This is a genomic window from Mycobacterium sp. AT1 (assembly GCF_002043095.1).
Taxonomy (GTDB): Bacteria; Actinomycetota; Actinomycetes; order Mycobacteriales; family Mycobacteriaceae; genus Mycobacterium.
This window is the reverse complement of the sequence record NZ_MVOC01000067.1, coordinates 1-19,868: the sequence shown is the minus strand read 5'-3', so window position 1 is coordinate 19,868 and position 19,868 is coordinate 1. Positions and strand designations below refer to the sequence as shown.

At 68.5% G+C, this 19,868-nt stretch carries 20 protein-coding genes and 1 pseudogene; 12 read left to right on the top strand and 9 right to left on the bottom strand.

Annotation, left to right across the window (positions count from 1 at the left end):
* Positions 1 to 215, bottom strand: a pseudogene (locus tag B1790_RS34455) (MinD/ParA family protein); the annotation flags it as partial.
* A gap of 511 nt (positions 216 to 726) precedes the next feature.
* Here B1790_RS34455 and B1790_RS28335 point away from each other — a divergent pair.
* Both B1790_RS28335 and B1790_RS28330 read left to right on the top strand, forming a co-directional pair.
* Complete coding sequence (locus tag B1790_RS28335; protein WP_079926617.1) at positions 727 to 1,575, top strand: ESX secretion-associated protein EspG; 849 nt, start codon at positions 727 to 729, stop codon at positions 1,573 to 1,575.
* A gap of 11 nt (positions 1,576 to 1,586) precedes the next feature.
* On the top strand, positions 1,587 to 2,024 hold the full coding sequence (locus B1790_RS28330; RefSeq protein WP_233165362.1) for a YbaB/EbfC family DNA-binding protein: 438 nt from the start codon (positions 1,587 to 1,589) through the stop codon (positions 2,022 to 2,024).
* A gap of 99 nt (positions 2,025 to 2,123) precedes the next feature.
* Here the strand turns inward: B1790_RS28330 and B1790_RS28325 are convergent, their stop codons facing one another.
* Genes B1790_RS28325 through B1790_RS28310 form a run of 4 tightly spaced genes read right to left on the bottom strand, consistent with a single transcriptional unit; the run spans position 2,124 to position 6,219 of the window.
* On the bottom strand, positions 2,124 to 2,381 hold the full coding sequence (locus B1790_RS28325; protein ID WP_056551657.1) for an HPr family phosphocarrier protein: 258 nt from the start codon (positions 2,379 to 2,381) through the stop codon (positions 2,124 to 2,126).
* Between the two features lie 33 nt (positions 2,382 to 2,414).
* Positions 2,415 to 4,433, bottom strand: a complete 2,019-nt coding sequence (locus B1790_RS28320) for a fructose-specific PTS transporter subunit EIIC (RefSeq protein WP_079926616.1) — start codon at positions 4,431 to 4,433, stop codon at positions 2,415 to 2,417.
* A gap of 32 nt (positions 4,434 to 4,465) precedes the next feature.
* Positions 4,466 to 5,443 (bottom strand): 1-phosphofructokinase family hexose kinase, encoded by a 978-nt coding sequence (locus B1790_RS28315; protein ID WP_079926615.1) that lies wholly within the window; start codon positions 5,441 to 5,443, stop codon positions 4,466 to 4,468.
* Positions 5,440 to 6,219, bottom strand: coding sequence for a DeoR/GlpR family DNA-binding transcription regulator (locus B1790_RS28310; protein ID WP_079926614.1), 780 nt, complete (start codon positions 6,217 to 6,219; stop codon positions 5,440 to 5,442). Before B1790_RS28310 ends, B1790_RS28315 begins: the two co-directional genes overlap by 4 nt.
* Positions 6,220 to 6,321: 102 nt before the next feature.
* Between B1790_RS28310 and B1790_RS28305 the strand changes: the two genes are divergently transcribed.
* Positions 6,322 to 8,043 carry a putative PEP-binding protein gene (locus tag B1790_RS28305; RefSeq protein ID WP_198952143.1) on the top strand — a complete coding sequence of 574 codons (1,722 nt, stop codon included), beginning with the start codon at positions 6,322 to 6,324 and terminating at the stop codon, positions 8,041 to 8,043.
* 137 nt (positions 8,044 to 8,180) lie between these two features.
* Positions 8,181 to 9,155, top strand: coding sequence for a pirin family protein (locus B1790_RS28300; RefSeq protein WP_079926613.1), 975 nt, complete (start codon positions 8,181 to 8,183; stop codon positions 9,153 to 9,155).
* Here the strand turns inward: B1790_RS28300 and B1790_RS28295 are convergent.
* Positions 9,152 to 11,305, bottom strand: coding sequence for an FUSC family protein (locus B1790_RS28295; RefSeq protein WP_079926612.1), 2,154 nt, complete (start codon positions 11,303 to 11,305; stop codon positions 9,152 to 9,154). The genes B1790_RS28300 and B1790_RS28295 overlap by 4 nt on opposite strands.
* Positions 11,306 to 11,327: 22 nt before the next feature.
* Positions 11,328 to 11,888, bottom strand: a complete 561-nt coding sequence (locus B1790_RS28290; RefSeq protein WP_079926611.1) for a TetR/AcrR family transcriptional regulator — start codon at positions 11,886 to 11,888, stop codon at positions 11,328 to 11,330.
* A gap of 191 nt (positions 11,889 to 12,079) precedes the next feature.
* Between B1790_RS28290 and B1790_RS28285 the strand changes: the two genes are divergently transcribed.
* The 7 genes from B1790_RS28285 to B1790_RS28255 all read left to right on the top strand — a co-directional run bounded on the left by B1790_RS28285 (position 12,080) and on the right by B1790_RS28255 (position 18,266).
* A complete protein-coding gene (locus B1790_RS28285; RefSeq protein ID WP_056553283.1) occupies positions 12,080 to 12,715 on the top strand; it encodes a TetR/AcrR family transcriptional regulator in 636 nt (211 codons plus the stop codon).
* Between the two features lie 84 nt (positions 12,716 to 12,799).
* Positions 12,800 to 13,732, top strand: coding sequence for a class I SAM-dependent methyltransferase (locus tag B1790_RS28280; RefSeq protein ID WP_079926610.1), 933 nt, complete (start codon positions 12,800 to 12,802; stop codon positions 13,730 to 13,732).
* Between the two features lie 44 nt (positions 13,733 to 13,776).
* Complete coding sequence (locus B1790_RS28275; protein WP_079926609.1) at positions 13,777 to 15,183, top strand: aldehyde dehydrogenase family protein; 1,407 nt, start codon at positions 13,777 to 13,779, stop codon at positions 15,181 to 15,183.
* 34 nt (positions 15,184 to 15,217) lie between these two features.
* Complete coding sequence (locus B1790_RS28270) at positions 15,218 to 16,081, top strand: SDR family oxidoreductase (protein ID WP_079926608.1); 864 nt, start codon at positions 15,218 to 15,220, stop codon at positions 16,079 to 16,081.
* 4 nt (positions 16,082 to 16,085) lie between these two features.
* Entirely contained in the window at positions 16,086 to 17,051 is a 966-nt protein-coding gene (locus B1790_RS28265) for an NADPH:quinone oxidoreductase family protein (RefSeq protein ID WP_079926607.1), read from the top strand.
* Between the two features lie 22 nt (positions 17,052 to 17,073).
* A complete protein-coding gene (locus tag B1790_RS28260) occupies positions 17,074 to 17,787 on the top strand; it encodes a haloacid dehalogenase type II (RefSeq protein ID WP_079926606.1) in 714 nt (237 codons plus the stop codon).
* Complete coding sequence (locus tag B1790_RS28255) at positions 17,784 to 18,266, top strand: DUF456 domain-containing protein (RefSeq protein ID WP_079926605.1); 483 nt, start codon at positions 17,784 to 17,786, stop codon at positions 18,264 to 18,266. The genes B1790_RS28260 and B1790_RS28255 overlap by 4 nt, the downstream gene beginning before the upstream one ends.
* Positions 18,267 to 18,294: 28 nt before the next feature.
* On the opposite strand, the gene B1790_RS28250 is transcribed toward B1790_RS28255, so the two are convergent.
* Positions 18,295 to 18,612, bottom strand: a complete 318-nt coding sequence (locus B1790_RS28250) for a hypothetical protein (protein ID WP_079926604.1) — start codon at positions 18,610 to 18,612, stop codon at positions 18,295 to 18,297.
* A 279-nt stretch (positions 18,613 to 18,891) separates the two neighbouring features.
* Between B1790_RS28250 and B1790_RS28240 the strand changes: the two genes are divergently transcribed.
* The gene (locus tag B1790_RS28240) at positions 18,892 to 19,212 is read left to right on the top strand and encodes an EthD family reductase (protein ID WP_079926602.1); all 321 of its coding nucleotides are present in this window, start codon (positions 18,892 to 18,894) and stop codon (positions 19,210 to 19,212) included.
* On the opposite strand, the gene B1790_RS28235 is transcribed toward B1790_RS28240, so the two are convergent.
* Positions 19,209 to 19,868: tyrosine-protein phosphatase (locus B1790_RS28235; protein WP_142271548.1), on the bottom strand; the 660-nt coding region annotated here is incomplete at its 5' end. The two genes, B1790_RS28240 and B1790_RS28235, sit on opposite strands and share 4 nt — an antisense overlap.

Sequence of the window (19,868 nt, the reverse complement as noted above, 5' to 3'; positions counted from 1 at the left end):
TGCTGCTGGGGCGGTCCGAAGCGCTGCGGATCGCGATGGGGCGGCGGAGGGGGAGGTGGCGGGGGAGGGGGTTCCGGCACGTCCACGGGCGGACGCGACGGCACCGGAGTCGCAGCCGGTGTGAAGGTCGGCGGGGTGGTGGTGGGCTCGTAATCCGATTCCTCGGGGCCGGTCCAGCCAAGTTCCTTGCGCAGGGCGTCGTCGCGATCGCTCACGGCACCATGGCTCCTTCCCGTGTCACACACGACGCACCGGCCGGCATGTCGGTCCAGTATCAACCACCGAGACCAGACGCCACCTGGGCGTCGACCGGCGGATGCCCGCAGCAAACGGATGTGTCGCCGGCGCCAATTTCTGGCGGACTCCTGAGGGTGCGCTGCGAGCGCCAGCTCACTCTGCAGTCCCAGCAGGTCGACGGCCACGTCCACGACGGGACGAGGGGCCGACGAGGTGTGCCACAGTGGAACGGCGGGCGTGCCAATCACGTCGCTCAACTGCGACGTTGGGTGTGCCCGGAGGAGTCGGACGAGTCGCCAATTGGTGCACGGGAGGCCCTAAAACCGCTGGTACCCTCATATGCATCAGGGGGCTGGGACGCGACCGGTCCGTCGGTGGCCTGCCGGCCGTCGGCAAACCTCGACGAGGCGCAGGCAAAGATGCGCCGAGTCGAGGTGGACATCCGTGCCGACCCCCGCCCGGAGAAGATGGGGAAGAGGGGGTATCGACATGTCCTTGCCCAACGGCGGCCGTGGCACCCACGTCGACGACGTCGTGGCGGTCGAGGTCACGATCGACGGGATGCTCGTCATCGCCGACCGGCTGCACATGATGGAGTTCCCCCCGGCGCTGGGTATTCGCCCCAACATCCCGCAGCTCGAACTGCGGGACATCGTGTGGGACCAGGTTGCCCGCGACCTCACCTCCCAGGGCGTGCTCGACGTCTTCGGCGCGCCGCACCCCGAAGTCGCCGCCATGGTCGACACCTTGAGCCGTGCCGACCGGACTCTCGAATGTCGTTGGTGGCGCAGGGATGTCGGCGGCAAGATGGTGCGCTTCGTCGTCTGCCGCAAGGGAGATCGCCACGTCATCGCCGCGCGCGACGGCGACATGATCGTCTTGCAGCGCATCGCACCCCAGGTTGGACTGGCGGGCATGGTGACGGCAGTCCTCGGACCCGCCACCCCGGCCGCCGTCGAACCCCTCACCGGGGTAGCCAGCAAGCTCGGCCAGTCGACGACGGCGAATCAGCTCGCACAATTCGGCGTCGACCCGCCGTCGGCCCGCCTGTACGCCGAGATCACCGCCGCTCCGAGCAGCTGGGTGGAGATCACGGCCAACGAGCGTCACCCCGGTGGCACCTACACGCAGTCGGAGGTGGCAGCGGGCGTTCTGGATTCCCGGCAGGGACGGATCGTGTCCTTGCCCCGCCGCGTCAACGGCGAGCTCTACGGCAGCTTCCTGCCGGGCACCAATGACAACCTGCAGCGTGCGCTCGACGGGCTGATGGAGTTTCTGCCGTCCAAGGCCTGGTTCGAGAAGAAGCCCCTCGACTTCGAAGCCAACATTCCGGACTGAGAGGCCATCGCTTGACGGACGATCCCTTGCCGGCAGATTTCGACGACGACGATCTGCCGGATCTCGACGCCCTCGACGGTTTCGACGTCGTGGACGAGGACGACGACGAGGTCGTCGCGACGATGTTCACCGTCACGAACCCGCCGGGGACGGTCACCGTCTCGACCTTCATGGACGGCAGCGTCCAACGAATCGACCTATCGCAGGAAGTGATCTCGATGACCGAAGCCGATCTCGCCGACGAGATCGTCGTCATCGCCCGGCTCGCCACGCAGGACGCCAGGGCGGCGCAGTACGTCCACGTTCTCGACGGCATGCGCCAGCAGGGCCATGACGACGCCGCCACCCGAGACTTCCTGTCCAGAGACCTCGACCTGCCGTCACCAGAAGATGCCAGTGCCGCTCGTGCACGCGTCTTCACGACGCGGTATGCAGGTGACCATGAATGACCAATCGTACGATGCTGCAGGAGTGCGCCATGCACCATTCTCGACGAGCTCAGGGGAGGCGCTGTCGGCGCCTCCCCTGAGTAGAAACTGCTGGTCTAGCTAGGCGTCGAGATCCTTCTGGATGAGCTCCGCGACGGTGCTCAGCGCGGCCTCGTCGTCGGAGGCAACCGTCACCTCGGCGCCGTTGCCGGCCCCGAGGGTCATGATCATCAGCGCCGAGCCGGCGTCCACCGGTTCACCGCCGTCCAGAGACAGGGTGACTTCGGCGCCGGCGTTGACGACGGCTTCGGCGATGATCGCCGCGGGGCGGGCGTGCAGGCCGATCGACGAACCGACGATTACGGTCTTGGCGGGCATGGTGAATCTCCTTTTGCGGTGGGTTCGAGAATGTCAGGCGGCGACGAGTTCGGGGGCGGTATCGGCGTCCGCCTTCTTGGCGAACTGCTTTGCGGCGACGACCGCGGCGGCGGCGACGACGGTTCCCAGTGCCAGGGCGACCAGGAACCACAGGAGGTTGCCGATCGCGAAGAACACGAAGATGCCGCCGTGGGGTGCCTTGAGCGTGACGTCGAAGGCCATGATGAGTGCACCGGTGACCGCGCCTCCGGCCATCATCGACGGGATGACGCGAAGCGGGTCGGCCGCGGCGAACGGGATGGCGCCCTCGGAGATGAACGAGGCACCGAGAAGCCATGCAGCTCGGCCGTTCTCGCGCTCCGGCTCGGTGAACAGCTTCGGACGCACGGTCGAGGCGAGCGCCATCGCCAGCGGCGGCACCATGCCTGCGGCCATGACCGCGGCCATGATGCGCAGCGACGACGGATCGGCGACGTTGAGTCCCGCGGTGGCGAAGGCATAGGCGGCCTTGTTGACCGGACCACCGAGGTCGAAGCACATCATCAGGCCCAGGATGATGCCGAGCAGGATCACCGAGCTGCCGGACAGCCCGCCGAGCCAGCTCGTCAGGCCCGAGGTGATGGCGGCCAGCGGGCGGCCGAGCAGCAGGAACATCAGCAGGCCGACGACCAGCGAAGCGCCCAGCGGGATGATCACGACCGGCATGAGGCCGCGCATGGCCTTGGGGACGCCGATCTTGCTGATCCACAGTGCGGTGAAGCCGGCGATCAGGCCGCCGACGATGCCGCCGATGAAGCCGCCGCCGACGAAGACCGCCACCGCGCCTGCGGTGAAACCCGGTGCGATGCCGGGCCGGTCGGCGATGGCGAAGGAGATGTAGCCGGCGAGCGCGGGTACCAGGAAGCCGAAGGCCAAGCCGCCGAGGGTGAACAGCACGGCGCCGAGGTATTGGACGAATCCGCCGTCGGGCAGGTTGGTCAGCGAGTTGGTGCTGGCGATGATGTTGCCCAGTGACTGCGTCGCGCCCTCGGGCTTGTTAGCGATGTCGTATCCGGCGAACAGGAAGCCCAGCGCGATCAGCAGACCGCCTGCGGCGACGAAGGGAATCATGTAGCTGACGCCGGTGAGCAGGATCTGGCGGGTGCGGGTGCCCCAGCCGACGCCGCCCGCGGCGGACGGGGTGGCTGACGACCCCGCTCCGCCTGTGGTGCCCTCGACGCGCGCGGCGTTGGGATCGCTTGCGGCGGCGACTGCTTCGGCCACCATCTTGGCGGGTTCGTTGATGGCGCGCTTGACGCCGGAGGCGATGACGGGCTTGCCTGCGAAGCGGCTGCGGTCCTTGACGCCCACGTCGGTGGCGAAGATGACGGCGTCGGCGGCGGCGATGACCTCCGGTGCCACCGGGGTGCTGCCCGAGGAGCCCTGCGTCTCGACGTGCATCGTCACGCCGGCTTCCTTGGCGGCCAGCGCCAGCGAGTCGGCGGCCATGTAGGTGTGCGCAATTCCGGTGGGGCAGGCGGTGATCGCGATCAGCGTCGTGGTCTTCTTCGACTCGGCGGGCGCGGCTGATGCTGCCGGCGCGGCGGCGGGTGTAGCTGCCGGGGCGGGGTTCACCACACCTTCGACCAATGCGACGACCTCTTCGGCCGACGCGGCTGCCCGCAGTGACGCGACGAACTCCTTGCGCACCAATGCCCTTGCGAGACTTGACAGCAGCTTCATGTGCTCGGCGCCGCCGGAGTCGGGAGCCGCGATCAGGAAGGCGAGGTCGGCGGGACCGTCGGGCGCGCCGAAGTCGACGGCGGGCGAGAGCCGCGCGAAGCCGATGGTGGCCTGGTCGACGTAGGGGGAGCGGCAGTGGGGGATTGCGATGCCGCCAGGAAGGCCGGTGGCGGACTGGGCTTCGCGGGCCATTGCGGCGGCGACGAGGCCTGCACCGTCGGAGGAGCGTCCGGCATCGGCGAGACGCGCGGCGAGCAGGCCGATCACGGCCTCCTTGTCGCCGCCCGCGTCGACGTCGATGGCGACGAGGTCAGTGGTGATGATGGACATGGTTCTCTTTCCTCTGGTGTGAGTCGGGTTGGTTAGGGGCGGATGGCGGCGGGTGTGACGGCGTAGACCCGGACGGCGTCCAGGTCGACTTGCGACGGGGCGGGTAGGGCGGAACCGGGCAACGCCGCTGCGGCACTGCCGTAGGCGACGGCCATCTGGAGGCGGCGAGGTGGCTCGGCGCCACCGACCGCGGCGCGCACGTAGCCGGCCAACGACGAGTCGCCTGCGCCGACGGTGCTGCGCGGGGTGATGGGCGGCGGGGCGGCCATCCAACTGCCGCCTGCGTCGACCAGGACGGCGCCCGCTGCCCCGAGCGTGACGAGGATCGTCTTGGCGCCGCGTTCGATGAGCTGGTTGGCGGCCAGGATCACCGGCGTTGGATCACCTTGGGCGGCAGCGCTTTCCAGTTCCTCGGGGGACGCGCCGACCAGGCCCGCGAGTTCTTCGGCGTTGGGCTTGATGAGGTCCGGTGCCGCGGTGCCGAAGGCGGCGGCGAGCGCGTCGAGCGGACGCTCGGAGGTGTCGACGGCGACGTGACAGGGCGCCGAGGCCAGCCGTGCGACCACGTCGGCGTACCAGTCGTCGGGAACGCCGGGCGGCAGTGACCCGGAAAGCACGATCCACGAAGCGGTTTCGGCGTGGGCGAGGACGGCGCGGGTCAGCGCGTCCAGTGCATCGGCGTCGAGCGGTGCGCCGGGCTCGTTGAGCTTGGTGGTGGTGCCGTCGGCTTCGGTAATCGCCAGATTGGTCCGCACCACCCCGCCGACGGGGACGCTGCGGAAGGTGACGCCTGCTGCGCGCAGGGCGGCCACCATGGGGTCGTCGTCGGAGGTGGGGAGGACGGCGATGGTGTCGAGGCCCGCGAGTGCCAGCGCACGGGCGACGTTGACGCCCTTGCCGCCTGGCTCGCTGGTGGCCGAGGTGACGCGGTGTACGGCGCCGCGGGTGAGCGTTGCGCCCAATGACACGGTGCGGTCGATGCTGGGGTTGGGGGTGACGGTGACGATCATTCGGGGGCTCCCGTCGTGATGACTTCGACGCCTTCGTCGGTGAGGGTCCGACGGTCGGCGTCGGAGATCTCGGCGTCGGTGATGAGGGTGTCGACGCTGGAGATCGGCGCGAAGCTGACGAAGTCTTCGCGGCCCACCTTCGTCGAGTCGGCGGCGACGACGACGTAGTTGGCGCACGCGACCATGGCGCGTTTCACGGCGGCCTCCTCGCTGTCGGGGGTGGATAGTCCGTGTCTGGCGCTGATGCCGTTGGTGCCGATGAACGCGATGTCGACGCGAAGGTTGTCGAGCACCCGCAGGGTCTGTTCGCCGACCGCGGCCTGGGTGACGCCCCTGACGCGACCGCCGAGCAGCTGGAGCGAGACCGTCGGCATCGACGCCAGCCGGGCGGCGATGGGCACCGAGTTGGTCACGACGAGCAGTTGGCGGTCGGTGGGCAGCTGGTTGGCGATGCGGGCGGTGGTGGTGCCCGCATCTAGCAGCACGCTGGCGCCGTTGAGCGGGAAGAATTCGGCGGCGGCCTCGGCGATGGCGTCCTTGTAGTCGGCGCGGGTGGTCTCCCGCTCGCCGACGCCGGGTTCGACGAGGTGCAGCGCCCGGGTGGGGACGGCGCCGCCGTGGACGCGGCGCAGGACGCCGGCCCGGTCGAGCGTGGCCAGGTCCCGGCGCACGGTCTCGGTCGTGACGTCGTAAGTCTGCGCGAGTTCGGTGACCGAGGCGCGACCCTGGCTGATCACCAATGCGGCGATCGCTTGTTGGCGCTCTTCGGCGTACATGGCTCTCCGTTTTTGTGGGTTACGCGTGTTTGCAATGTTGATATAGTTGGTTTTACCCCTGTATGTGTTGACTTGTCAACGGTTTGTTGTAATCTAGTTCACATGAGCGCCACTTCGTCTTCCGTATCACTGCATCCCGCGGACGTCTCGCAGCCGCCCGTCGGAACCGTCCTTCGCGGCATCCCCGCGGTGGGTGGCGTGCAATACGCGCCGGTGATCAGGCCGGGCTCGCGGCCGCTGGTCGACACCGCGTCGACCAGCGCCGATCTCGAGGAGTCCCGGCGTCCCGGTGAGGTGGCCCGGTTCACCGCCGCCGCCGCCGCCGTGGCCGATCGGTTGCGCGAACGTGCCGCGAACGCGTCGGGTGCCGCCTCGGAGGTGCTGGCGACGACGGCGCAGCTGGCCCAGGACCGGGCGTGGATCGCGGCCACCGAGAAGCGGATCGGGCAGGGCAACCAGGCCGTCGGCGCGGTGACCGGTGCCGTCGAGCAGTTCGTCACCATGTTCACCCAGCTGGGCGGGCTGATGGCCGAGCGAGTGACCGATCTGCGCGACATCCGCGACCGCGTCATCGCCGAACTCAACGGCCTGCCCGAACCCGGCGTCCCGGTGCCCGAGGTGCCGTCGATCCTGTGCGCCGAGGACCTCGCTCCAGTCGACACCGCGGGTCTGGACGCCTCACTGGTCGTCGCGCTCGCCACCACGCTCGGCGGGCCCACCAGCCACACCGCGATCATCGCCCGCCAACTCGGCATCCCGTGCGTGGTCGCCGTCGACGGCCTCGACTCCGTCGCCGCGGGCACCATGGTGATGGTCGACGGCACGGTCGGCACCGTCACCGTGGCGCCCGACGAGGCCGAGGCGGCCCAGGCCGTCGCCGTCGCCAGGGGTGAAGCCGACCTCGCCAAGAGCTGGAGTGGCCCCGGCGCCACCGCAGACGGGCACGTCGTCGCGATCCTGGCCAACGTCCAGGACGGCGCGGCGGCGCGCGCAGCGCGGGACACCCCGGCCGAGGGTGTCGGGTTGTTCCGCACCGAGCTGTGCTTCCTCAACCGCTCGACAGAACCGTCGGTGGACGAGCAGGCGCAGATCTACGGCGAGGTGCTCGACGCGTTCCCCGGGCAGAAGGTCGTCATCCGCACCCTCGACGCCGGTTCGGACAAACCGCTGAAGTTCGTCGGCCACCCCGACGAGGCCAATCCCGCGCTGGGCGTGCGGGGCATCCGCATCGCCGACGGCAACCCCGGCATCCTGACCAGGCAACTCGAGGGCATCGCCGCGGCGGCCAAGAACACCGGCAGCGCGCCGTGGGTGATGGCGCCGATGATCGCCACCCCGGCCGAGGCCAAGGCCTTCGCCGACGAGACGCGCGCCCACGGGCTGGTGCCCGGCGTGATGATCGAGGTGCCCGCAGCCGCGCTGCTCGCCGACCGCATCCTCGAGCACGTCGACTTCCTGTCGATCGGGACCAACGACCTGACCCAGTACACGATGGCCGCCGACCGGATGTCGGCCGAGCTGGCCACCCTGACCGACCCGTGGCAGCCCGCCGTGCTGGCGCTGGTTGCCATGGCGGCCAAGGCCGGGGTGGCGGTAGGCAAGCCCGTCGGCGTCTGCGGTGAGGCCGCCGCCGATCCGTACCTGGCCTGCGTGCTGGTGGGCCTCGGCGTCTCGTCCCTGTCGGCGGCCGCCGCTGCGGTCAGCGCCGTCGGCGCGAAGCTGGCGCAGGTCACGCTCGCGCAGTGCCAGGAGGCAGCTGCCGCCGCGCTGGACACCGCCACCGCCGCGGACGCCCGGGCCGCGGCGAGCGCCGTGCTGGCCTGACTTCCGCTCGCGACCAGACGCATAGGGCCCTGAAATGGCGCGAACGAGGGCCCTTTGTGTCTGCTCGCCACGTCGGGCGACGGAATAATCGGACCGCGGTCCGGTTATATTGGGTACATTTCCAGTAGGAGGTACCCGTGCCCGCCATCACCGCCGACACCTTGACCCTGCCCCGCATCGCGGGACCCGCCGCGTCCGACACCGAACGCCCCGTGCGGTCCATCACCACCGGCCCCAAGGGGTACGAGGGCGAGGGATTCCCCGTCGTCCGCGCCTTCGCCGGCGTCAGCGCCACCGCCCTCGACCCGTTCGTCCACATGGACCAGATGGGTGAGGTCGAATACGAACCCGGCGAGCCCAAGGGCACCGACTGGCACCCGCACCGCGGCTTCGAGACCGTCACCTACATCATCGACGGCCGCTTCGCCCACCAGGATTCGCACGGCGGCGGCGGGCTCATCACCGACGGCGCCACCCAGTGGATGACCGCAGGCGCAGGCGTACTCCACATCGAGACGCCGCCTGCCGAACTGGTCGAGAGCGGTGGCACGTTCCACGGCATTCAGCTGTGGGTCAACCTTCCCCGCAAGGACAAGTTCGCCGCGCCGCGCTACCAGTCCATCGAGGGCGGCGAGGTCAAACTGCTGTCCTCCGACGACGGTGGGGCGCTCCTGCGGATCATCGCAGGCGAGATCGACGCTCAGCAGGGACCGGGTTCGACCTACACGCCGATCACCTTGGCCCACGCCACCATCCAGCCCGGTGCTCGTCTCGACGTCCCGTGGAACCGCGACTTCAACGCGCTGGTCTACGTGCTGGCGGGCGAAGGTGCCGTCGGCCCGGTCGGAAATCCGATCCGCCAGGGCCAGCTCGCGGTGATGGGGCCTGGTGACCGGATCTCCGTCTCGGCGCGTTCCAGCCAGGACGCGCGCAACCCCGCGATGGAGGTTCTGCTGTTGGGCGGCAAGCCCATTCGCGAACCGGTCTTCCACTACGGCCCGTTCGTGATGAACACCAAGGCCGAAGTGATCGAGGCTCTCGAGGACTTCAACGCAGGCAAGTTCGGCGCCATCCCGCCGAACGCCCTGATGCCGCACCGGGGTGGGCGCTAACCGATCCGCAGGGCGGCGGGGTGCACCGGCTCCGGGTACAGCAGTTCCAGTTCGCCGAGGTTCGCCGCGACGGTGACGAGCGGCAGCGCCGCCCTGATCGACAGGTCGTCGCTGCCGGCTTCGGCGCGCAGGGCGAGCACGAAGTCGTCGCCGATCGGGCCCAGATCGTGCACCGGCCGTCGACCGTGCAGGCGCTCCCGGATCACCGAGGTGTGCAGCTCGAGCACCTCGCGCACCCGCGGATAGGCGGTGATCGGCGGCGGCACCACGTCGGCGATCAACTCGGCGGCGGTGCGCACCCGGACGGCGCGGTTGACGGCCCGGATCGCCGGGGCGCGCCGGTCCGTCGACCCGCCGCTCTCCGAAAGGTATTGGCGGACTGCATCATCCAACGTCCGCGACGCCGACATGGCCGCGTGGCTCAACGAGAACACCTTGTCGTCGGCCGATTCCGACGCGCCGCGCGTCACCCGCTTCACCGCGACGGTGAGGAACGTCGCGCCCGCCGCGATGGACGCGTCGACCGCGCGGGACACCCTGGAAGCCGCGCCGCGCGGCCACAACAGCAGTGACACCACCGCGCCCACCAAAGCGCCGACGACGACGTCTTCGACCCGCAACAGGCCCACCTGCCAACCGCTGGGGCTGATGACGTTGAAGATGATCAGCACCATCATCGTGAACATCGCCTGGCCTGCGACGAACGAGGCGACCTCCGGGACGTACGCCGAGCCGAAGGCGACGGCGGGCAACGCAATCCACAGCACCACCGGGTCGACCCCCATCAACTCGATGAACGCCACGCCGAGGAGGAAGCCGATCGTCGTCCCGACGACGGCGCGCACCACCCGGGTGCCCGTCGTCAGCGCGCTGCTGCGCAGTACCGACATGGCGCCGAGCACCACCCAGAAGCCGTGCTGGACGGGAAAGACGTGGGTGACGGCCACCGCGATGGCGAGCCCGAGACCGGTGCGGATGCTGTTGCGGACGACGACGGCGCGCGTGGCCAGGAACCCGCCTGGCAGCGACGTCAGCGCCTGGGACTCGGAGAGCAGCCGCTCGGCGGCGCCGGCCTCCGGAAGTCTGCGCCCGAGCACCCTGGCCCACACGGGGCGGGCATCGGCCGCCGCGGCGATGCCGATGACCCGTCCGGTCGTGCCGACGCACCCGGAAATGGTTCGGCGCGTCAGCAGCTTTCGGCCGACGCCGATCGCGGTGGCGTCGTTCGGTTCGGCGAGGATCTCGATGATGTCGTCGCGATAGCGGCTCTGGGCTATCAACCTCTGGACGGCCAGCGCCTCGGACAGGTTGGCGCGGTGGATGTCGCGTTCTGCGACCGGCGTGCTGAGTACCAGGGCGCTTTCGCGCAGCACCCGGACGACGGGATCCCTCATCTCGGCCAGCAGCTCTCCGCTGGTGTCGGTGACGCGATCCGCCAGCCACTGCAGGTCGTCGACCACCCGCACCAGCGCGCGGCTGCCGGCGGTCAGTCCGACCGGCCGGAAGTCGGCGCCCAGGAAGTTGGCCCGCAGTGCGCCCATCGCCGTGGACACGTCGTCGTCGGTGGCGTCGCCGTCGAGCCGGTCGGCCAGCGTCCGGCACACCAGGGCGGCGTGACGCCTGAGGTCGTCGTGGTGGCGGGGTGGAAGCAGGAACAGCGCGGCCGGCACGCCGAGCGCGAGCGCGATGAACCAGCCGAACAGGCGCTCCGGAACGGGACCGACCGGGGTGCAGGCCGGCAGCACGAAGAGCATCAGCGTCGACCGTTGGCCTGCGGCGAAGGTCTCGCTGAGAACGCCGGAGAACGTCACGATCACGGCGAGGACGAACATCGTCAGGACCGCGACCCACGGAAGGGGCGCCACCAGCGTGCCGAGCGTGATGAGGATGGCGCCGTTGACGCCGAGGCCGCCGTACGCCAACGCCCGCGCTGGCCGGTTGCCGGGAAAGTCGACCGTGATCAACAGGGCGACCGAACCGAAGATCGCGAACAACGGTGTCTGCGAACCGCTTCCGAGGGCAAACCCCGTTGCGGCGGCCAACGGCAACACCAGCGCCGCGCGCACCGCCCGCCGTGCTGCGTCGTGCTCGGGGTCCCGCCGTCTGATCCGATCGACTGCCCGGCTCCAGAGAAGGGCCGGGTTCAGCATGTGCCCAAGGTAGTCCTTTGCCTCAGTCGTCGGGGACGGAGGCGAACCGCCCGGAGTCCAACGCCTCCAGCATCTGATCGGCCACCCACCGCAGGCCGACGGTGTCGCGCGGCAGCGTGGCCTGTTCGTACCCGATCAGCAGATACATGCTCCACGAGGCAAAGACGTGCGCCTGGTTCGCGTGCCCGAGAATTTCGAACGCCGCGTCGAACATCACGTCGAATCGGCGCTTGTCGACCTCGGTTTGTACCGCGAGTACGTCCTGGTCGAGCGAGCTCCAGACACGGATCGCCGTCTCGGCGCCGTGGGGCAGTGCCAGGGCGTGCTTGATGATCGTGTCGATGCGTCGTCGGGCGTTGGGCTCGGCATATGCCACGGCCATGCCGTCGATGCGGCGTTGCAGCCAGTGGCCGATGAGCTCCCTCGTGTAGGCCGACCAGCTTGGGAAGTAGTGGTAGAACGAGCCGGTCGTGACGCCGAGACGATTGCAGACGCCGGCCAGTTTGAGGCCGCCGTACCCGAGGTCGGCAAGCACGTCGAGGCCGGTCTCGAAGTAGGACTCCCGAGTCACCGCGCCCGCCATGGATGAGAACGATAGTTGTAGGCGTGCGCGCCTACGCCCCAGGCCAGGGCCTCCCAGCTATGTCGGACTTCTGTAAGAAATGGTCATCACAGGCCGATTGACGGCCGCGATGGTTTGCTGAGATACACACTCTTACGGTTCCGCAACCAATTGGCGTGGGGCTGTCAGTTTGGGTGTGGCACAATTTGACCGTGCCGTATACCGCGACCCGAGGCCCTGGCCGCCCGCCTGCAGCGAAGGCGGCGGAGACCCGTGAGCGCATCGTGCGAGCGGCCCGCGAAGTTTTTAGCGAACTTGGTTATGACGCAGCGACGTTTCAGGCGATCGCGATACGTGCGGATCTGACCCGCCCCGCGATCAACCACTACTTCGCCAGCAAGCGTGTCTTGTACGCAGAGGTGGTGGAGAAGACCAACGAGATGGTCGTCGCCGCCGGCATGGCCAAGGCCGACGGGCAGACGTCACTGCTGAAGCGTCTGTCGGCATTCTTCTCGGCGGCCATGCAGGCCGATTCCCGGGACAGATCTGCGGCCGCCTTCCTGGTCACGTCGGTGCTGGAGTCCCAGCGTCACCCCGAGCTGAGCCGCGACGAACACAACTCCCTGAAGACCTCCAGGGCGTACGTGACCTGGGCCGTTACCGAAGCCCTGCAGAGTGGCGAGCTCACCACGGACACCGATGTCCCGACGTTGGTCGAGATGTTGGTGGCCGTGATGTGGGGCATGGGTTTCTATGCTGGCTACGTCGGCGGCCATGATGAGCTCGGCAACATCGTCGACAAGCTTGAGTTGCTGCTGGCGAACAAACTCTGGAAGATCGCCGAGTAACTCGGCAGGCCTTCGGCGAAGGTGCTTTCGGGCCGCAACCGCACTGCCGCATAGCACTACTAACTTTCTCGCTAGCATGGCGCGATGAGCTCATTGCGCACACACGACGACACCTGGGACATCGCCACCAGCGTGGGTTCCACCGCGGTGATGGTGGCCGCCGCCCGGGCCGGTGAGACCGAGCGCGAGACACCGCTGATCCGCGACCCGTACGCGAAGATCCTGGTGGCCGGTGCGGGGACCGGGATTTGGGAGTTCATGCTCGACGACTCCTTCGCCGCGAAGGTGGCCGACACCGACCCCGAGTCGGCCACGATCCTCGAACACATGGGCAACTACCAGGCGGTACGGACGCATTTCTTCGACGCGTTCTTCGCGGACGCGGTAACTGCCGGCATCCGGCAGGTCGTCATCCTGGCCTCTGGGCTCGACTCACGTGCCTACCGACTCGAGTGGCCCGACGGCACGACCGTCTTCGAGATCGACCAGCCCAAGGTGCTCGAATACAAGGCCGCGACCCTGGCCGAGCACGGCGTCGAACCGTCGGCGCTGCTCCACGGGGTACCGGTCGACCTGAGACAAGACTGGCCAGCCGCACTGTCCGCTGCGGGGTTCGACGCGTCGCTGCCCACGGCATGGTTGGCCGAGGGATTGCTGATGTATCTGCCCTCGGAGGCACAAGATCAGTTGTTCGCTCAGGTCACCGAATTGAGCGCCCCGGGAAGTCGGGTGGCCGTGGAGACCGTCGGGGTACAGGCCCAAGACCGGCGCGAGTTGATGCGCGAACGGTTCCGGAAGATCTCTGCGCAGTTCGGCATCGAGGACGCCGTCGACGTCGGCGACCTGATGTATCACGACGAGGATCGGGCAGACGTCGCCGAGTGGCTCGACGGTCACGGGTGGACGGCGTCGGCGGTGACGTCGCAGACCGAGATGCGACGTCTCGGCCGCTGGGTTCTGCCGGACGACGCCGACGGGTCGGCGTTCTCCGAGTTCGTCGTCGGCGAGCGGCACTGACCGAAGCCCGACCGCCAACCGGGCGGTTGGTTAGGATCAGCCGGGTGACCACCGAAGCGACCGCCCCGCCCAGCTCCCAGCCCGCTGCGGTCGACGTGGCGGCGACCGTCGCCCGGCTGCGCAAGACGTTCGCCACCGGCCGCACCCGCGACGTCGCGTGGCGCAAGCGACAGCTCGAGGGCCTCGTCAAGCTGATGACGGACAACGAGGCCGCCATCGCCGCCGCCCTCGAAGAGGATTTGGGCCGCAAGCCGTTCGAGGCGTGGCTGGCCGACATCGCCAGCACTGTCGGAGAAGCCACTGACGCCGCCAAGAACGTGGGCAAGTGGACCAAACGCAAGCAGCGTCTGCTGGAATTCGCGCAGCTGCCCGGCCGCGGCTGGGTGGAGCACGAGCCTTACGGAACCGTGCTGATCATCGGGGCGTGGAACTTTCCGTTTGCCCTGACGCTTGGGCCCGCCGTGGGCGCCATCGCCGCGGGCAACACCGTCGTGCTCAAGCCCTCGGAGGTCTCGCCCGCCTCCTCGGCGCTGATGGCCGAGCTGATCCCGCGCTACCTGGACCCCGACGCGATCGCCGTCGTCGAGGGCGACGGTGCGGTGAGCCAAGAGCTCATCGCCCAGGGCTTCGACAAGTTGTGCTTCACCGGAGGCACCGAGATCGGCCGCAGGGTCTACGAGGGCGCGGCCAAACACCTGACCCCGGTCATCCTCGAGCTCGGCGGCAAGAGCCCGGTGATCGTCGCCGCCGACGCCGACATCGCCGTCGCCGCCAAGCGCATCGCGTGGACCAAGCTGATCAACTCCGGCCAGATCTGCATCGCGCCGGACTACGTCCTGGCCGACGCCACGATCCGCGACGAGCTGGTCGCCAAGCTCGCCGAGGCCGTCGCCACCTTCGAAGCGGGCAGCTCCGGCAAGCGCATCGTCAACGACCGGCACTTCGACAGGTTGACCGCCGCACTCGCCGCCACCACGGGCACCATCGCCTTCGGTGGCGGTTCGAACGCGGCGGCCATCGAGATCCAGCCGACCGTCGTCGTCGACCCCGGACTGGACGAGCCGCTGATGACCGACGAGATCTTCGGGCCCATCCTGCCGATCGTCACCGTCCAATCACTGGACGAGGCAATCGAATTCGTGAACGCCCGACCCAAGCCGCTGGCCGCTTACCTGTTCACCAAGAGCAAGGGCGTGCGGGAGCGGGTCATCAAGGAGGTGTCGGCGGGCGGCATGCTGGTCAACCACCTGCTGTTCCAGTTCACCACCGCCAAGCTGCCGTTCGGCGGTGTCGGACCGTCCGGGATGGGCGCCTACCACGGCAAGTTCGGCTTCGAGGAGTTCAGCCACCGCAAGTCGGTGCTGACCAAGCCGACCCGACCCGACTTAACCGCCATCATCTACCCGCCGTATACAGAGAAGGCGTGGAAGCTCGCGCGCAAGCTCTTCTAGCGCGCGTCACCGAAGACCGAGAGAAGAGGAACACATGCCCGGAGTGCAGGATCGCGTCATCGTCGTCACCGGAGCGGGTGGTGGACTCGGGCGTGAGTACGCCCTGACCCTCGCCCGTGAAGGCGCCAGCGTCGTGGTCAACGACCTTGGTGGAGCCCGCGACGGATCCGGTGCCGGATCGGCCATGGCCGACCAGGTGGTCACCGAGATCAAGGAAGCCGGCGGTCGGGCGGTCGCGAACTACGACTCCGTCGCCGAGGCCGAGGGTGCCGAGAACATCATCAAGACGGCGATCGACGAGTTCGGCGCCGTCCACGGTGTGGTCAGCAACGCGGGCATCCTGCGCGACGGCACCTTCCACAAGATGACCTTCGAGAACTGGGACGCCGTCCTCAAGGTGCACCTCTACGGCGGATACAACGTGCTGCGCGCCGCGTGGCCGCACTTCCGTGAGCAGAGCTTCGGCCGTGTCGTGGTCGCGACGTCGACGAGCGGTCTGTTCGGCAACTTCGGTCAGGCCAACTACGGCGCCGCCAAGCTGGGCCTGGTCGGCCTGATCAACACGCTGGCCCAGGAAGGCGCGAAGTACAACATCAAGGCCAACGCCGTCGCGCCGATCGCCGCCACCCGGATGACGCAGGACATCCTGCCGCCCGAGGTCTTCGAGAAGCTGACGCCCGAGTACGTCGCACCCGTGGTGGCCTACCTCTGCACCGAGGAAGTGCCCGACACCGACTCGATCTTCATCGTCGGCGGTGGCAAGGTGCAGCGCACCGCACTGTTCCAGAACGACGGCGTCACCTTTGGGAGCGTTCCGTCGGTCGACGACGTGGCAGGCAAGTGGGCCGAGATCACCGACCTGTCGGCGGCGCAGTCGGCCAGCTTCAAGCTCGGCTGATCGCGTGAAGGCGCTTGTCGCGCAAAGCCTTTCCGGTCCCGAGGGGCTGGTCTACACCGACGTAGCTGAACCAGGTGGTGACGGCAATGTGGTCGTCGACGTCGGCGCGGCCGGGGTCAGTTTCCCGGACCTGCTCCTGATCAAGGGGGAGTACCAGCTCAAGCTCGATCCGCCGTTCGTTCCCGGCACCGAGGTGGCCGGAGTCGTTCGTTCGGCGCCGGCCGACTCGGGTTTTGCCGTGGGACAACGGGTTACGGGATTGAGCATGCTCGGCGCCTGGGCCGAACGGGTGGCGCTCGCGCCGTCGAGCGTGCTTCCCACCCCCGACGACCTCGACGACGGCGCGGCGGTGTGTCTGCTTGGCAACTACTACACGATGTACTTCGGACTGGTACGTCGTGGCGGGCTGATGGCCGGTGAGACGGTTCTGGTGCTCGGCTCGGCGGGTGGCGTCGGCACGGCGGCCATCCAGATCGCAAAGGCGCTGGGCGCCAAGGTGATCGCGATGGTGCACCGACCCGGCGCCACGGAGTTCGTGGAGTCGCTTGGCGCCGACGTGGTGCTGCCGCTGACCGACGGGTGGGCGCAGGCCGTTCGCGAGCACACCGACGGCCGCGGGGTCGACCTCGCCGTCGACCCGGTGGGCGGAAGCGCCTTCGACGACGCGATCCGCGTGTTGGCGACCGAGGGCCGACTGCTGGTCGTGGGCTTCGCGTCCGGTGGCGGGATTCCGACGGTGAAGGTGAACCGGCTGCTGCTGCGCAACGTCAGCGTCGTGGGAGTTGGCCTTGGCGAGTTCATCAATCGCACGCCGGGCGCACAAGCCGAGATCGGTGCCGGGCTCGGGAAGTTGGTCGAGGCGGGACTGCGGCCGCCGCCGCCGGTGCGGTACCCACTGTCGGACGGCCGGGCGGCGTTGGAGAGCCTGGCGAGCGGCGGCGTGCGTGGCAAGGTCGTGTTGGAGCCGTGACGAGCGCTTGCGCGAGGAACCGATGACACAGAGGATGCCAAAGGCGTTGGCCTTCGACGTGTTCGGGACGGTCGTCGACTGGCGCAGCAGCGTCATCGGCGAACTCGAGATGTTCGGCGAACGGCATGGGATTGCGCAGGATTGGCCGGCGTTCGCCGACGCGTGGCGGGCTGGATATCCGGCAGCGATGGATCGGGTGCGCACCGGCGAGCTGCCCTGGTTGAAGATCGACGAGCTCCACCGACTGATCCTCGACGACCTGCTCGACGCCGCGGGCCTCGGGAACGTGCCCGATGCCGACGTCGCCGAACTGAATCTGGCGTGGCACCGACTCGACCCATGGCCCGATTCGGTGGCCGGGCTGACCAGGTTGAAGCAGAACTTCGTCATCACCACGCTGTCGAACGGGAACCTGTCCTTGCTGACGAACATGGCGAAGCGGGCCGGGTTGCCGTGGGACTGCGTGATTTCCGCGGAGCTGTTCCGCCACTACAAGCCTGACCGCGAGGCGTACCTCGGCTGCGCGGACCTGCTCGACGTGGCGCCCGGTGAGCTGATGCTGGTGGCCGCGCATCCGAGCGATCTGCGGGCGGCGCGTGATGCTGGTCTGATGACGGGTTACGTGGCGCGACCGCTGGAGCGAGGGCCGGGTCGACCGCCGCCGAAGGTGGAGGACGGCGAGTTCGACGTCGTGGCCGGGGACTTCTTAGAACTTGCTGCCAAACTCGTTGTATGAACGGCGTCGAAACCCTGCTCGTTGCGGTGGTGATCGCGGTCGGCCTGGTGGGAATCCTGGTGCCGTTGATACCGGGAAGCATCTTGATCTTCGGGGCCATCGCGGTGTGGGCGTATGTCGAGGGGACGACGGTCGCGTGGGTGACCCTCGGCGTGGCGACACTGGTGCTGGCTGCGGCGTTGCTGGTGAAGTACCTGTGGCCGATGAAGCGGATGCGCAGGGCCGACGTCCGCACCTTCAGTCTGTTCACGGGCGCCGTCCTCGGCGTCGTCGGGTTCTTCGTGATCCCGGTCGTCGGGTTGGTCGTCGGCTTCGTGCTCGGGGTCTTCCTCGCCGAGCTGACGCTGCGGGGCAACTCGCGGCTGGCGTGGGCGTCGACGGTGCACGCGATCAAGGGCGTCGCGCTGTCGGTGGGCGTCGAATTGGCCGGCGCGCTGGTGGCGACGATGGTGTGGGTGGCCGGGGTGTTGCTTGTCTGACCCCGGTGCGCGCTCTCCGGTCGTGTACCTACTTGCCCGCCTCTGAGCGAATTCGGTCGGCCTCTTCGCGTAGCCCCAGCACGCGTTGATGAATGCGGTACTCGGTGGCCCGCGGAATGTCGTCCCAGGCGGCGTACACCGCGCGGCGTCGCCGGTATACCCGGCCGTGTTCCATCTCCCACCGCAACGCATCCGAAACTGACTTCGGCGGATGGCCGACGATCGCGAAGCCCTGCTCGTGCAGCGCGGCGATCAGATCCGTGATGCTGGTCGGGCCGTGCTGGAGCAGATACATCGTGAGCGCGTAACGGAGTTCGGTGCCGCGCAACGTCGCCGAGTCGTCCATGACGTGACGATGGCACGAACCCCTGACAGGGTCCGGATTCGCTCAGAGGCGGGCACGCGCATGTGTTCCTCGAGAGGTGCCCGGCCAGCGCGTCGCCAGAGTCCGACCGCGCACGACCCCGTCATGGGAGCATGCAGATGGCACCGCCGGCGGCGGCAAACGACTGGCCCCGCGGCTCAACGGCATCGACAACCACGTCACTCTCCACGCCGGTAGCCCTAAGATCGTCTCCTGCGGGATCGACAACACCGCCGTCCGCGGCTGAGACGAAGGATCGCCATGTCCGAAACGAAGATCACGGTCATCTACGACAACCCGACCGACCCCGATGCGTTCGAAGCCGCCTACGAGGCAGAGCAATTGGAGGCCGCGAGAAGGGTTCCCGGATACGTCCGGTTCGAAGCGTCCAAGGTGTGGCCCAAGGAAGACGGCTCACCCACCCTGGCGTACCGGATGATCGACTGGTACTACGCGGACTACGACGCTGCCAGCGTGGCCGTCACCACGCCGGAGTTCGGCGCCTTCATTCAGGCGCTCAGTCAGCTGGCTACCGGCGGCGTCCGCATCCTCTTCTCCGACGTCGAGGTGCCTCAGAGCTAGGTGACCAGCGCCTGGCGGAGCCGCATCACCTGATCGGACGTCACGCCGAGCGACTCGAGATACCCTGTCGTCGAACCATACTCGGCGTCGATGGCGCGCTTGGCCGCATCGAGGTACTCCTCGCGCACACCGAGCACCTCTTCGTTGAGCCGGGCCTCGGCGAACGTCACGATCTCCGGCGTCGTCGTCTCCTCGGCGCGGTTGCGCACCGACTCGAGGATGCGCTCACGCAGATCGGGTACCGCCGCGTTGCTGCGCAGGAAGTCCGCGACGATGGCATCGCGTTGCACCCCAACGGTTTCCAGTACGAGTGCGACGGTGAAGCCGGTCCGGTCCTTGCCCGCGAAGCAGTGCGCGATGACGGGCCGCTCGGCGGCGAGCATGGAGATCACCTCACGCACGGCGGTCTGTGCGCCGGGCAACGACGGAAAGCGCTCGTACTCCTCGGTCATGAACCGTGCGGCGGCCACGGCGACGTCTTCGTCGTCGGGCTTGGCCGTCATCATCTTCTCGAACGCGCTCTCGTGTGGGGCGTCGGGCTGATCGGCGGCGAGTTCGTGGAACGGCAGCAGGTGCACGGCCACGCCGACGGGAACCCGGCCGGGGCCCCTCCGCTCGACCTCACGCTGTGATCGCAGATCGGCGACGTCGCCGAT

What these genes read in the sequence shown, in the direction of transcription:
- B1790_RS28335 (WP_079926617.1), top strand. Translation starts at nt 727, where the DNA reads ATGTCCTTGCCCAACGGCGGCCGTGGCACCCACGTCGACGACGTCGTG.
- B1790_RS28325 (WP_056551657.1), bottom strand. Translation starts at nt 2,381, where the DNA reads ATGCCCGCCAAGACCGTAATCGTCGGTTCGTCGATCGGCCTGCACGCC.
- B1790_RS28320 (WP_079926616.1), bottom strand. Translation starts at nt 4,433, where the DNA reads ATGTCCATCATCACCACTGACCTCGTCGCCATCGACGTCGACGCGGGC.
- B1790_RS28315 (WP_079926615.1), bottom strand. Translation starts at nt 5,443, where the DNA reads ATGATCGTCACCGTCACCCCCAACCCCAGCATCGACCGCACCGTGTCA.
- B1790_RS28310 (WP_079926614.1), bottom strand. Translation starts at nt 6,219, where the DNA reads ATGTACGCCGAAGAGCGCCAACAAGCGATCGCCGCATTGGTGATCAGC.
- B1790_RS28305 (WP_198952143.1), top strand. Translation starts at nt 6,322, where the DNA reads ATGAGCGCCACTTCGTCTTCCGTATCACTGCATCCCGCGGACGTCTCG.
- B1790_RS28295 (WP_079926612.1), bottom strand. Translation starts at nt 11,305, where the DNA reads ATGCTGAACCCGGCCCTTCTCTGGAGCCGGGCAGTCGATCGGATCAGA.
- B1790_RS28290 (WP_079926611.1), bottom strand. Translation starts at nt 11,888, where the DNA reads ATGGCGGGCGCGGTGACTCGGGAGTCCTACTTCGAGACCGGCCTCGAC.
- B1790_RS28280 (WP_079926610.1), top strand. Translation starts at nt 12,800, where the DNA reads ATGAGCTCATTGCGCACACACGACGACACCTGGGACATCGCCACCAGC.
- B1790_RS28270 (WP_079926608.1), top strand. Translation starts at nt 15,218, where the DNA reads ATGCCCGGAGTGCAGGATCGCGTCATCGTCGTCACCGGAGCGGGTGGT.
- B1790_RS28260 (WP_079926606.1), top strand. Translation starts at nt 17,074, where the DNA reads ATGACACAGAGGATGCCAAAGGCGTTGGCCTTCGACGTGTTCGGGACG.
- B1790_RS28255 (WP_079926605.1), top strand. Translation starts at nt 17,784, where the DNA reads ATGAACGGCGTCGAAACCCTGCTCGTTGCGGTGGTGATCGCGGTCGGC.
- B1790_RS28250 (WP_079926604.1), bottom strand. Translation starts at nt 18,612, where the DNA reads ATGGACGACTCGGCGACGTTGCGCGGCACCGAACTCCGTTACGCGCTC.
- B1790_RS28240 (WP_079926602.1), top strand. Translation starts at nt 18,892, where the DNA reads ATGTCCGAAACGAAGATCACGGTCATCTACGACAACCCGACCGACCCC.